We start from the raw sequence: 12459 nt of genomic DNA, 5'->3' as shown, positions 1-12459 counted from the left end.
TCTACGGTTGCACCAGTCTCACTCACCGGACGGGAGTTTCTGTCCTTCGTCCGGATTGTGAGACATCTATTTCATTTGTACGGGGGTGCAAGACAGGAGATCTTCCACCCCGCTCTTCCCGGGGGTTCCGGCGCTTCAGCCGACGTCGAGACGCAGGAGGTCCTCCTCCGTCTCACGCCGGACGATCACCCGGGACTCGCCGTCGTGCACGGCGACGACCGGCGGCCGGAGCACATGGTTGTAGTTGCTCGCCATGGACCGGCAGTAGGCGCCCGTCGCCGGTACGGCGATGAGGTCACCCGGTGCCAGGTCGGCGGGCAGGAACGCGTCCTTCACGACGATGTCCCCGCTCTCGCAGTGCTTGCCGACCACGCGGGCGAGCATGGGCGCGGCGTCACTCGTCCGGGACACCAGGGCGACGCTGTACTCGGCGTCGTACAACGCCGTGCGGATGTTGTCCGACATGCCGCCGTCGACGGAGACGTACGTCCGCAGCCCGTCGAGGGGCTTGACGGTGCCGACCTCGTAGAGCGTGAAGGCGGTGGGCCCGACGATGGCACGTCCCGGCTCCACGGAGATCCGCGGGGTGCGCAGCTTGGCGGCCTCGCACTCACGGGTGACGATCTCGGTGAGCGCCTTGGCGATCTCGTGCGGCTCGCGCGGATCGTCGTCGCTGGTGTAGGCGATCCCGAGCCCTCCGCCGAGGTCGATCTCGGGAAGCTCGACGCCGTGCTCGTCACGGATGTCCTTGAGCAGCCCGACGACACGGTGCGCGGCGACCTCGAAGCCCGACATGTCGAAGATCTGCGACCCGATGTGCGAGTGGATCCCGATGAGCTCCAGCCCGTCGAGCCGAAGCGCCCGCCGCACCGCCTCCGCCGCCTGCCCCCCGGCGAGCGGGATGCCGAACTTCTGGTCCTCGTGGGCGGTGGCGATGAACTCGTGCGTGTGCGCCTCGACCCCGACGGTGATCCGGATCTGGACGCGCTGCCGCTTGCCGAGGGACTCGGCGATGTGGGCGACCCGCACGATCTCCTGGAAGGAGTCGAGGACGATACGCCCGACGCCCGCGTCGATGGCACGGTGGATCTCGTCCGTGGACTTGTTGTTGCCGTGGAAGGCGATGCGGTCGGCGGGCATGCCGGCCGACAGGGCGGTGGCGAGCTCGCCGCCCGAGCACACGTCCAGGTTGAGCCCCTCCTCGTGCAGCCACCGCACGACGGCACGGGAGAGGAACGCCTTGCCGGCGTAGAAGACGTCGGCCTCGGCCCCGAAGGCACCGCGCCACGCCCGCGCCCGCGCCCGGAAGTCGGCTTCGTCGAGGAAGTAGGCCGGGGTGCCGTGCCGCTCGGCCAGGGTCTTCACGTCGATACCGCCGACGGTGACGACCCCCTCGTCGTTACGGCCGACGGTCTGGGCCCACACCTTCGGGTCGAGGGCGTTGAGGTCGGCGGGCGGGGCGGAGTAGTGGCCCTCGGGGAGGACGTCGGCGTGACGGGGCCCGGCGGGGTGTGCGGAACGGCTCATTGCTCTTCTCTTCGGCTCTCTCAGAGGTGATCGGGTGCGTCGATGCCGAGCAGGGACAGGCCACCGGCCAGCACCGTCCCGGCGGCTTCGGCGAGGGCGAGCCGGGCACGGTGGGCGGCCGAGGGTTTCTGCGCACCTTGCGGGAGGACGGCGGGCAGCAGGGGCATGACGGCATCGGCGACGGTGACGAGATGCCGGGCGAGTCGGTCCGGGGTGCGGTGCGTTGCCGCTTGGGCCAGGACTCGGGGGTGGTCGGTGAGGGAGGTGAGGAGGTGCGGGAGCTGCGGGACTTGATGGACCCGGTGGGTCTCCTGCGCCAGGTGGGGCTGATGTCGGCGGTCTCCGGCGGATTCCCCCGCCGTCGGACCGGGTTCGGAGGCGAACCCCAGGTCGGCGGCGTTGCGCAGGAGGGCTCGGGTACGGGCGTGGGCGTAACGGACGCGGAACAGCGGGTTGCTCTCCCGCTGGACGAGGTGGTCGTCGGTGAGGCGGGGCCGGTCGTGGGCGGCGGGGTGCAGCAGGGCCCAGCGGGCGGCGTCGCGGCCGAGGGGAAGGGGATCGGCCGGGGCCGGAACGGGCCGTACGCCCACGTCGAGAGGGGCGGGGGCGCCGGGCCGCCCGTAGGCGTCGACGTGTACGCCGAGCACGGTCTCCCACTCCGCCCGGGGCCGGGCCTCGCAACTGGTGCGGACGTGAGCGCCCTGCGACCTCAGCAGCCGGCCGACGGCTTCCATGACGACGACGGCGCGGACCTCGTGCGAGCAGTGCAGCTGGACGAGCTGCCCGGTGGGCTCGTCGACGAACCCGTAACGCGGGCCGCGGCGCAGGATCTCCGCGACGAGGGCGGTGGGCGCGGTGTCGCTCAGGCTGATGTTGAGGAACCCGGGCCCGGTGACGACGACGTCACGTACGCCGTCACTGCCGGCGAGCCGTGCCTGGAGGATCTCGGCCACCTGACGCGGCGGCTGCCCGGCCGGGCGGGCGAGCTGAAGCGCGATGTTGGTGGCGTAGTCACCACAGCCGCCGGGCCCGGGAGCACTGACCAGGACACGCTCCGGCACCTCGACCCGCAGCTCCCCGTCGTCGACAGCACGACGCACCGCGCGCAGCACGGTACGGGAGAGCTCGACGGGGGTCACGGGACAAGCGTATGGGAGGAGGGGGGTGGGCATGCTAATGGGTTTGGGTGGGGTCCCGGGATGTGGACGGGGTGGTGGCGGTTGGGGGTGGCGCGGGCGCGGCCGTGGGCGCCGGGAGGGCGGTGGGCGGCACCATGCCCTGTGATCAACTTGATCAACTCGGGGCCACCCGGGCGAGCGGCAGAGCGCTTGTCCCCGACGTGCCGGGACGGAAGGCGGAGCCACCTTCGGGCCCTTCCACCGACCCGGCCGCCTCAGGCACCCCGACCGCCGGTCAGCCGCCGGATCGCCCGGCAGCCTCGCCGGCACCGAGGGCGCCTCCGCAGACGGCCTCGTCCGCGCACCGGCCGCCCACCCCCTCTCCTCTCCCCCCTCCTCCCTCGCGCTCCCCGCTCCGCCTCCGGCCGATCAACCCCCGTACGAGGCTGACGAGTTCGGCGGGCTCGAAGGGCTTGGCGAGGAAGGCGTCGACACCGACGTCGAGGCCGCTGTCGACCTCGTACTGGGTGCACGCGCTGACGATGACGAGGGGAAGATCCCGGGTACGGGGATCGGAGCGCAGCCGGGCTGCAGTGCGGAGCCCGTCCAGCCGGGGCATGACCACATCGAGGGTGATCACATCGGGCCGCACCTGTTGAACGACATCCAGACACTCGGCACCATCGGCCGCGGTCACCACCTCGAGCCCCTCCAGCTCGAGATTGACCCTGATCAGCTGCCGGATGACCTTGTTGTCGTCCACAACAAGCACCCGGCCGAACGCGCCTGGCACAACTCGAGAGTAGGTCCGCACCGGCCACCGCGTCCGGCTTTTCCCCACTTCCACCCACTGCGGGCAAGCCACCCCAGGTCGACCGCCGTCGCCACCCCGGAAACCCGTTCATGAACACCCCACCGGAGCTGGTAGTGTTCTACCCGTCGCCGCCGAGCAAGGCGCCCGACACGCCCCCGTAGCTCAGGGGATAGAGCAACGGCCTCCGGAGCCGTGTGCGCAGGTTCGAATCCTGCCGGGGGCACCCTTTCCGAGGTGCCCAAAGACCCCGTCGCCAGCGGAAACGCTGCGGTCGGGGTCTTCGCGTATGTGCAGGCATGTGCTGGCCGGAGCGGCCGTATACAAGGGTCTGTGGACGAGGCGTGGACGGGATCTCGGCGGGCGCCGCAGGTGAGACGGCTGGATCGGCCTATCAGCGAAGAGAGCTTGTCGCACGGCCGGCCTCAGCCCCGCTGTCTCGTGCTGAGGCCTCCGCCCCCCAGTCCCACAGCGCCTGGAGGACAGGGCCAAGGCGGTGCCCGCTCACGGTCAGCGCGTAACGCACTCGCGGCGGCCAGCCCGGTCGACGGTCGCGCTCGACAACTCCGGCCTCGCCAAGCTGTGCCAACCGGTCGGACAGCACCTTGTCCGACAGCATGGGCAGGGCCGCGCGCAGCTCGCTGTAGGAGCGGTCACCGCGCAGCAGTTCGCGAACCACCAGCGTCGTCCAGCGGCCGTGCAGGGCCGCCAGCGTGATCTCCACGGGGCACTCGGGGGTGGGCGCGGTGACGTTCGCGCGCGGGTCGTCGGGGAGGCCTGCCGGGTGGCCAACCGTTCGGTGAGTCACGAGGTCGCCTCCTAACGTGTCGGGCACTTCGATTCTCCCAGCCGGAAGGACGTCCGTCGATCATGCGAGAACTGGCCGATCGGCCCGAAGAGGTGCCCGCGGTGTTCGCCGAGCGGTTCAACAGCGGCGACGCTACCGCGTTGGCACAGGTCTACGAAGACGCGGCGGTGCTGGTCCCCCAGCCGGGAACGCCGGTGACCGGTACGGACCTGCACGCCGCCAACGGCCGCCTGCAGGAACTCGGGGCTCCCATCTCGGTCCGTCCGCGGCACGTGTACCGCAACGGAGACCTGGCGCTGCTGATCGTCGACTGGGTCATCGACGGCACCGACCGGGACGGACAGGCGGTGTACGTCGAGGGCACTGCCACGGACGTCGCCCGGCGGGGCTCGGACGGCCGTTGGCGGTACGTCATCGACAATCCCTTCGGCACCCGCGCACAGCAATTCCTCACGGAAGAGACCCTGAAGTAGACGTTCTGAGTGAGCGCACCTGAAAATAAGCAAACGAGGCCCCAAGTGGATGCCAGGGGCCTCAGACACGGTCAGGCGGTCACTCGTACTCGCGCAGCTGGACGAGGGGGGTGCGCCCCGGACACCGCCACGCCGCCGCCCTCCTCGCCGACGCCGGGCCGCACGGCCACAGGTTCGGCGCCACCGCCCTCGCCGCTCACGGTCTAGCCAGGCGTCGGCTCTGATTCTGGGTGGTGACCACCCTCGGCTCTGCCCCAGAGGGAGGCCCGTGTCCGCCGGGCGAGGTCGCCGCCGGAAGGGTGGTCACTTTGCCGGCGGGCGACGAGACCGGTTGGATCGTCCGGGCTCAGGGGCGTCGCTCGCCGTGCGCGGGCCGTTACGCGCCGCTGCAGAGGGGGCCGGAGTCGGCGGAGCGGTCCCGGTGTCAGTGGCGCCTGGAACAATGTCCACGTGACGCGCGAGAACAAGGAAGACCAGCGGGCCGAGCTGCACCGGACCATCTGGCGGATCGCCAACGATCTGCGGGGCAGTGTCGATGGCTGGGACTTCAAGGCCTACGTCCTCGGGATGCTGTTCTACCGGTACATCTCCGAGAACCTGACGGCCTACATCAACGAGCAGGAGCGCCAGGCCACGGGGGACGCGGGGTTCGACTACGCGGACCTGAGTGACCGCGACGCCGAGTTCGGCCGGAGCGAGACGGTCGAGGAGAAGGGGTTCTACATCCTGCCGTCCGGCCTCTTCCGCAATGTGCGCGCGCGTGCCGCCAAGGACGAGAACCTCAACAAGACCCTGCACGACGTCTTCAGTGACATCGAGGCGTCGGCACAGGGCACCGACAGCGAGGACGACTTCAAGGGGCTGTTCGCCGACCTGGATGTCAACAGCCCCAAGCTGGGTCCGACGGTCGCCAAGCGCAACGAGAAGTTGCGTAAGCTCCTGAACGCCATCGGGGACCTGAACCTGGGCTCGTTCGCCGACAACACCATCGACGCCTTCGGTGACGCCTACGAGTACCTGATGACGATGTACGCCTCCAACGCGGGCAAGTCCGGTGGTGAGTTCTTCACCCCGCAGGAGGTCTCCGAACTGCTGGCCCGTATCACGGTGATCGGCAAGAGCGAGGTCAACAAGGTCTACGATCCGGCCTGCGGGTCGGGGTCGCTGCTGCTGAAGTTCGCCAAGGTGCTCGGCAAGGACAAGGTCCGTCAGGGGTTCTACGGTCAGGAGATCAACCTGACCACCTACAACCTGTGCCGGATCAACATGTTCCTGCACGACATCAACTACGAGAAGTTCGCCATCGCGCACGGCGACACCCTCACCGATCCGGCGCACATGGACGACGAGCCCTTCGAGGCCATCGTGTCCAACCCGCCGTACTCCACCAGGTGGGAGGGCGACTCCAACCCGCTGCTCATCAACGACGAGCGGTACAGGCCGGCCGGCGTGCTGGCCCCCAAGTCCAAGGCGGACCTGGCCTTCACGATGCACATCCTGTCGTGGCTGGCCGAGAACGGCACCGCCGCGATCGTCGAGTTCCCCGGCGTGCTCTTCCGCGGCGGCGCGGAGAAGAAGATCCGCAAGTACCTCGTCGACAACAACTTCGTCGACGCGGTCATCCAGCTGCCCGCGGACCTCTTCTTCGGTACCACGATCGGCACGTGCGTCATCGTGCTCAAGAAGGCCAAGACGGACAACAAGACGCTGTTCATCGACGCATCCGCCGAATTCGTCCGGCGAGGCAACAAGAACATGCTGTCCGAGGCCAACCTGGCCAGGATCCTGGACGCCTGTGTCGCCCGCCAGGACGTCGAGTACTTCTCCCGCCTGGTCGACCACCACGAGATCGCCGACCGACTGGACTACACCCTCTCCGTTTCGTCGTACGTCGAGAAGGAGGACACCCGGGAGGTCGTCGACATCACGGTGCTGAATGCCGAGATCGAGCGGATCGTCACCCGCCAGTCCGCGCTGCGTGCCCAGATCGACACCATCGTCGCCGACCTCGAAGGAAGCCTGAAGTGATCGGTCTCAAGAAGTTTCTCGCCGGCGCTTCCCCCGAGGACTTCACCACGAAGACCCTCGGGGATCTCTTCGACATGAAGGCCGGGGTTCACGTTCCGGCTTCGAAGATTTCTGACGTCGCTTCGAGCGAAACGCCCTATCCGTGCTACGGGGCGAACGGGCATCGCGGGTATGTGGCGACGTACAGCCATGACGGCCGGTATCTGCTGGTCGGCCGCCAAGGCGCCCTGTGCGGGAACGTGACACGGGTGTCGGGGAAGTTCTACGCGACGGAGCACGCTGTCGCGACGAAGGCGCGCGAGGGGGTGGACACCGACTGGGCCTATTACAAGCTGACCGCCATGGACCTCAATCAGTACGCGACCAAGTCCGCCCAGCCGGGGATCTCCGTCGGGAAGATCAAGCAGGTTTCGATTTCCGTTCCGCCGCTTTCCGTGCAGCGGGAGATCGCGAGTCTTCTTGATTCTCTGACTTCTCTCCAGGAACAGCTGGAGGAGTCGTTGGAGGCCGAGCTGAAGGCCCGGCGGAAGCAGTACGCGTACTATCGCGACGCCTTGCTGAGCATTCCTTAGCGAAAACAGGCCGGTAGACATGACAGAAGGAAGGCTGCAGCATGCTCAACCGCTCCGGTGCCGAGGGGCAGATCGATCCGATCGCGGTCAGTGAGGAGTCGACCGTCATCGCCATGTACCAGCCCGGTCCTGCGACGTCGGAGCGGTACCAGAGTGAGTCCGAGCTCGAAAAAGCATTCATCGCGCAGTTATGTGGGCAGGGCTACGAGTACCTGGCCGTCAGCAGCGAGGACGACCTCGTGGCCAATGTGCGTGTTCAGCTGGAGGCGCTGAACGGCATCACGTTCACCGACACCGAATGGAAGGCGTTCTTCTCCGAGAAGATTGCCGGCGTCAATGACGGCATAGTCGAGAAGACCGCGCGCATCCAGGAGGACCATGTCCAGATCCTCGACCGGGAGGACGGGTCCTTCGAGAACGTCACGCTGATCGACAAGGCGAACATCCACAACAACCGGCTGCAGGTCATCGACCAGTACGAGTCCACAGGCCGTCGTGCCACCCGGTACGACGTGACGATCCTGGTCAACGGCCTGCCCCTGGTCCACGTCGAGCTCAAGCGGCGTGGCGTGGACCTTCGCGAGGCGTTCAACCAGATCAGCCGGTACCAGCGGGACTCCTTCTGGGCCGGGTCGGGCTTGTTCGAGTACGTGCAGTTGTTCGTCATCAGCAACGGGACGCTGACGAAGTACTACTCGAACACCACGCGGGACCGGCACGTCGACGAGACCGCGGGCAGGCGTCGCCGTAAGCAGACCTCCAACTCGTACGAGTTCACCAGCTGGTGGGCCGATGCCGACAACAAGCGGATCGCGGATCTGCCGGGGTTCACCAGGACGTTCCTGGCCAAGCGCACCCTTTTGAACGTCCTGACCCGGTACTGCGTGTTCGACGTCGAGCGCAACCTGCTGGCCATGCGGCCCTATCAGATCGTGGCCACCGAGCGGATCCTGCAGCGGATCCGAACGTCCACCGACCACCGGCGCACCGGCACCGTCGACGCCGGCGGGTACGTGTGGCACACCACCGGTTCGGGCAAGACCCTGACCAGCTTCAAGACCGCGCAGCTGGCGAGCCGTACGGACGGTGTCGACAAGGTCCTGTTCGTCGTGGACCGCAAGGACCTCGACTACCAGACCATGCGCGAGTACGAGCGCTTCGAGAAGGGCGCGGCCAACTCCAACACCTCGACCGCCGTGCTCAAGAAGCAGTTGGAGGACCCGGACGCACGGATCATCATCACCACGATCCAGAAGCTCTCGGTCTTCGTCAACGGCAACAAGCGGCATCCCGCCTACGACCAGCATGTGGTGATCGTGTTCGACGAGTGCCACCGCTCTCAGTTCGGCGACATGCACACCCAGATCACCAAGGCGTTCAAGCACTACCACCTGTTCGGATTCACCGGGACGCCGATCTTCGCGGACAACGCCGGGACCAGCGGCAATCCGAAGCGTCGTACGACCGAGCAGGCCTTCGGGGAGAGACTGCACACGTACACGATCGTGGACGCCATCGGTGACAGGAACGTCCTGCCGTTCCGCATCGACTACGTCAACACCCTCAAGGCCGCCCCTCAGGCCACCGACAAGCAGGTGACCGCGATCGACACCGAGTCGGCGCTGCTGCATCCCGACCGGGTGCGCATGGTCGCCGAGTACGTCCTGGACCACTTCGACCAGAAGACCCGCCGTGGCGCGGGGTACGTGCTGAAGGACAAGCGCGTGCGCGGGTTCAATTCGATGTTCGCCACGGCTTCCATCGACGCGGCCAAGCGCTACTACAACGCCATCGAGAAGCTGCAGCGTGAGCGGGAGGAGACTGCCCGGGCCGCGGGCAGGCGGTACGAGCGTCTCAAGGTCGCGCTGATCTACTCGTTCGCCCCCAACGAGGACGCGCCCGACGGGCTGCTGGGCGAGGAGGACTTCGAGGCCGACGGTCTGGACCGGGACTCGCGGGAGTTCCTGGAGGACGCGATCCAGTCCTACAACGAGATGTTCGGCACCTCGTACGACACCTCGTCGGCGAAGTTCGAGAACTACTACAAGGACCTGTCCGGGCGGCTCAAGAGCCGTGAGGTCGACCTGGTGATCGTGGTCAACATGTTCCTGACCGGGTTCGACGCCACCACGCTCAACACGCTGTGGGTGGACAAGAACCTGAAGCAGCACGGCCTCATCCAGGCGTTCTCCCGCACCAACCGCATCCTCAACTCGGTCAAGAGCTACGGCAACATCGTCTGCTTCCGCGATCTGGGGGACGCGGTCGACGACGCGCTGGCGCTGTTCGGCAACAAGGATGCGGCCGGCATCGTCAAGATCGCCCCGTACGGGGAGCACCACGCCAAGTACCGGCGGAGGACCGCCGACCTGCTGGGCCGGTTCCCCCTGGGCAGGGAGATCGTCGGGGAGCAGGCGCAGAAGGACTTCATCACGCTGTTCGGTTCGATCCTGAGCCTGCGTAACATCCTGGTCGCCTTCGACGAGTTCGCCGGTGACGAGATTCTCGCCGCGCGGGACATGCAGGACTACCAGTCGGTCTACCTGGACCTGTACGAAAGCTTCCGCCGAGCCGCCGAGGGGGACAAGGAGTCCATAGGCGAGGACGTCGTCTTCGAGATCGAGTTGGTCAAGCAGGTCGAGGTCGGTGTCGACTACATCCTGATGCTGGTGCGCGAGTACCAGAGGCAGAAGGGCAACGGCGTCGACAAGCAGCTTGAGGCTCGTGACAACATCGCCCGCGCTCTGGATGCCAGCGTCTCGCTGCGCAACAAGAAGGACCTGGTCATGGAGTTCGTCGACGCCATCTCCGCCGACAGCCGCGCCGACGACGCCTGGCGGGCGTACATCGCCCGCAGGAAGCACGACGAGCTTGAGCAGATCATCGCCGAGGAGAACCTGCGGCCCGAGCCCGCCCGTGCCTTCGTCGAGGACGCGTTCCGCAACGGTGGCATCCCGGCCGGCGGTACCGCGATCACGAAGATCCTGCCCCCGGTCTCGCGGTTCGCCCGCAATGACAGCCACGGTGCGAAGAAGGCCGTCGTACTGCAGAAGCTCAAGGCCTTCTTCGACCGGTTCTCCGGCTTGTCCTGACCCTGCGCCCCGGCCACGCGCGGGCCCGCGTGGTCAGGTGGCGGCGAGGACCCGGAAGCGGTCGGGGTGTGCCGGGTCCCTGTCCACGACCTGGGCGGGCGGCCAGACCCATTGCCACACGCTGATGCCGGGCGTGCGCGAGAACCGGATCCGCCCGCGCGTCCCTTCGACCGCGACGCCCGACCACGACGCGGCGATGCGCGCCCGGTCCGGCCCGTGCGAGCGCAGGGTGTCGGCGAGGACGGCGATGGTGTCGTAGCCCTCGAAGGCCACGAAGGAGGGCGGTTCGGCCAGCCGCTCGCGCAGGGCGGTCCGGACCCGGACGCCGAGTGGGCCGAGGTGCTCGGGCAGGTAGCGCAGAAACGGGATCCCGGCACCGTCGGCGCCCAGCGACCTGTGCCATTCGGCGAACTCCGGTTGGCCGGCCGGAGCGCCGATCATGACCTCGGCGAGGCGTGGGTCGTGGCGGACGGCCTGACGATCGGCACCGCCGGCTCCGGGAAGCCGACCAGCAGAAGGAGGGCGGTCGCACGGTGGCCGGCCAGTTCGTCGCACAGGGCCGCCGGGTCGAGGGCGCGCGCGTCGAGTTCGGTCACGGTGCCGCCGTGCGGGGAGAGGCGGTCCCGAAGGATGCGGACGCCTGACGCCCAGTACACGCTCGGCTCGGTGGCCACGGCGATACGGCGGTGGCCCGCGGCGAGGAGGTGGTCCGCGTAGAGCCGCCAGCCGTGAGACTGTGCCGGGCAGAGGCGGGCGACCCATCCGGTCGGAGTGTCGGTGAGGGCGTCGAGCACCGCTGACGAGCACAGGAAGGGCACGCCGAGGGCGTCGGCCCTGGTGGCGGCGGCGCGGGCTACGACGCTGTGGTACTCCCCCGCCACGGCGGCCACGCCCAGGCGGGCCAGGTCGTCCATGGCCGCCGCCGCTCGCTGTGGATCGGCGGCGGTGTCCCGGACGATCAGGTCGAGTGGGGTGCCGTGTATCCCTCCGGTGGCGTTGACTTCGCCGACGGCCAGTTCGAGTCCGGTGAGCAGGTGCCGGCCCGCGTCGGCCCAGCCGGGCCGGGACAGTGGGACGAGAGCACCGATCCGGATGGTCGGGTGGCCGGAGCCTTCCGCTCCGCGTCGGGGTGATGGCGTGTTCATGTGCGGCGTCTCCCTGTGTCGGTGATCCGGCTGCGCGTCAGACCAAGATCCAGCCTGGCAGCTCACGCTCCGGGAGGGGGCCGCTGAGTGATTCCCCGCGATGGAACGGCGGGCGGGGTCATGTCGCCGTCGGCGTCAGTGGTGCGGGCCGCGCAGGCCGAGGGTGTCCACCGGGGGCGCGCCGGGGCGGGTCCACTGCGGTACGGGGCGGCCGGTCGGGCTCCGGTCGGCGTTGCCGTCCGCGCCGGAGCGCCACGACCAGCTCGGACTGCCTCCCTCGGGCCGGCCCTCGGGGTTGTCCTCCCACGCCTCGCCGCGGCCGTGGGGCGTCCAGGTGGCCATGTCGACGTTCAGCGGCGGCCGGGCAGCGCGGTGGTCGGTTCGTCCGTGGTGGCCATGGTGTCCTCCGGGTCTGATGTGCGGGTCTGATGTGCAGAGCACCGTCGTGGACGTCCTACGACGGTCACCACAAAAGACGCGTGACACGGCCGGAACTCATCGCGGCGGAGCTGCCCGCCGGGGCCCGGAGCGCGGCTCGATCGCCCGGCGCCGACCGGTCACCCGAAGTCGGTGGACGACCGGGGTCCGGTCGGCCGGCCGCCCCAGTCGGCGGCGTCACCGCCGCCCAGCAGCTCCGCCGCCTGTCCCTCGGTGTTCGCGGCCGCCATCTGGGCCTCGGCCACCACGTCTCCGCGTTCGCGTACCAAATCCTCGTAGATCGGCAGGTGAACGTTTTCGGCACGACTGAGCGTCACTATGCCGATCCTTTCGCTGGTCGTCGCCGTCAGGCTCGTGGAGTCGGACAGGAAGTCCCCGCCCGGCAACACATACAACACAGCCGAAGGATCGTATTTGAGGAGAAATCGTGGCCCCGCGGCGCCCATC

9 protein-coding genes, 1 tRNA gene and 3 pseudogenes are annotated in these 12459 nt (G+C 68.3%); 6 read left to right on the top strand and 7 right to left on the bottom strand.

What is annotated here, in order from left to right; translation table 11 throughout:
• Positions 1-135 precede the first annotated feature (135 nt).
• The 3 genes from lysA to ACWCPI_RS22120 all read right to left on the bottom strand — a co-directional run bounded on the left by lysA (position 136) and on the right by ACWCPI_RS22120 (position 3408).
• Positions 136-1527, bottom strand: coding sequence for a diaminopimelate decarboxylase (gene lysA / locus ACWCPI_RS22130; RefSeq protein WP_451039715.1), 1392 nt, complete (start codon positions 1525-1527; stop codon positions 136-138).
• Between the two features lie 20 nt (positions 1528-1547).
• Positions 1548-2666 carry an ArgS-related anticodon-binding protein NrtL gene (gene nrtL, locus ACWCPI_RS22125; protein ID WP_451039714.1) on the bottom strand — a complete coding sequence of 373 codons (1119 nt, stop codon included), beginning with the start codon at positions 2664-2666 and terminating at the stop codon, positions 1548-1550.
• Between the two features lie 274 nt (positions 2667-2940).
• A complete protein-coding gene (locus ACWCPI_RS22120; protein ID WP_451039713.1) occupies positions 2941-3408 on the bottom strand; it encodes a response regulator in 468 nt (155 codons plus the stop codon).
• Positions 3409-3610: 202 nt separating this feature from the next.
• Between ACWCPI_RS22120 and ACWCPI_RS22115 the strand changes: the two genes are divergently transcribed.
• Positions 3611-3682 (top strand) — tRNA-Arg (locus tag ACWCPI_RS22115).
• A gap of 168 nt (positions 3683-3850) precedes the next feature.
• On the opposite strand, the gene ACWCPI_RS22110 is transcribed toward ACWCPI_RS22115, so the two are convergent.
• Positions 3851-4264, bottom strand: coding sequence for a winged helix-turn-helix transcriptional regulator (locus ACWCPI_RS22110; RefSeq protein WP_451039712.1), 414 nt, complete (start codon positions 4262-4264; stop codon positions 3851-3853).
• A 62-nt stretch (positions 4265-4326) separates the two neighbouring features.
• Between ACWCPI_RS22110 and ACWCPI_RS22105 the strand changes: the two genes are divergently transcribed.
• The 5 genes and pseudogenes from ACWCPI_RS22105 (at position 4327) to ACWCPI_RS22085 (ending at position 10429) form a co-directional block, all read left to right on the top strand.
• The gene (locus ACWCPI_RS22105; protein WP_451039711.1) at positions 4327-4737 is read left to right on the top strand and encodes a YybH family protein; all 411 of its coding nucleotides are present in this window, start codon (positions 4327-4329) and stop codon (positions 4735-4737) included.
• A 116-nt stretch (positions 4738-4853) separates the two neighbouring features.
• Positions 4854-4940, top strand: a pseudogene (locus tag ACWCPI_RS22100) (DNA-binding protein); the annotation flags it as partial.
• Positions 4941-5187: 247 nt separating this feature from the next.
• Complete coding sequence (locus tag ACWCPI_RS22095) at positions 5188-6765, top strand: type I restriction-modification system subunit M (protein WP_451039710.1); 1578 nt, start codon at positions 5188-5190, stop codon at positions 6763-6765.
• A complete protein-coding gene (locus ACWCPI_RS22090; RefSeq protein ID WP_451039709.1) occupies positions 6762-7337 on the top strand; it encodes a restriction endonuclease subunit S in 576 nt (191 codons plus the stop codon). The genes ACWCPI_RS22095 and ACWCPI_RS22090 overlap by 4 nt, the downstream gene beginning before the upstream one ends.
• 41 nt (positions 7338-7378) lie before the next feature.
• Complete coding sequence (locus ACWCPI_RS22085; RefSeq protein WP_451039708.1) at positions 7379-10429, top strand: type I restriction endonuclease subunit R; 3051 nt, start codon at positions 7379-7381, stop codon at positions 10427-10429.
• Between the two features lie 33 nt (positions 10430-10462).
• Here the strand turns inward: ACWCPI_RS22085 and ACWCPI_RS22080 are convergent.
• The 3 genes and pseudogenes from ACWCPI_RS22080 to ACWCPI_RS22070 all read right to left on the bottom strand — a co-directional run bounded on the left by ACWCPI_RS22080 (position 10463) and on the right by ACWCPI_RS22070 (position 12458).
• A pseudogene (locus ACWCPI_RS22080) lies at positions 10463-11574 on the bottom strand (ABC transporter substrate-binding protein).
• 135 nt (positions 11575-11709) lie between these two features.
• A pseudogene (locus tag ACWCPI_RS22075) lies at positions 11710-11904 on the bottom strand (hypothetical protein); the annotation flags it as partial.
• A 227-nt stretch (positions 11905-12131) separates the two neighbouring features.
• Positions 12132-12458, bottom strand: a complete 327-nt coding sequence (locus tag ACWCPI_RS22070; RefSeq protein ID WP_451039707.1) for a hypothetical protein — start codon at positions 12456-12458, stop codon at positions 12132-12134.
• Position 12459 lies beyond the last annotated feature (1 nt).

The organism is Streptomyces sp. NPDC001920 (assembly GCF_053594495.1).
This window is presented reverse-complemented; position numbering and strand designations above follow the sequence as displayed.

Bases quoted from the DNA above. Each gene is read 5' to 3' on its own strand.
- ACWCPI_RS22070 (WP_451039707.1), bottom strand. From the start codon at position 12,458: ATGGGCGCCGCGGGGCCACGATTTCTCCTCAAATACGATCCTTCGGCT.
- ACWCPI_RS22105 (WP_451039711.1), top strand. From the start codon at position 4,327: ATGCGAGAACTGGCCGATCGGCCCGAAGAGGTGCCCGCGGTGTTCGCC.
- ACWCPI_RS22085 (WP_451039708.1), top strand. From the start codon at position 7,379: ATGCTCAACCGCTCCGGTGCCGAGGGGCAGATCGATCCGATCGCGGTC.
- lysA (WP_451039715.1), bottom strand. From the start codon at position 1,527: ATGAGCCGTTCCGCACACCCCGCCGGGCCCCGTCACGCCGACGTCCTC.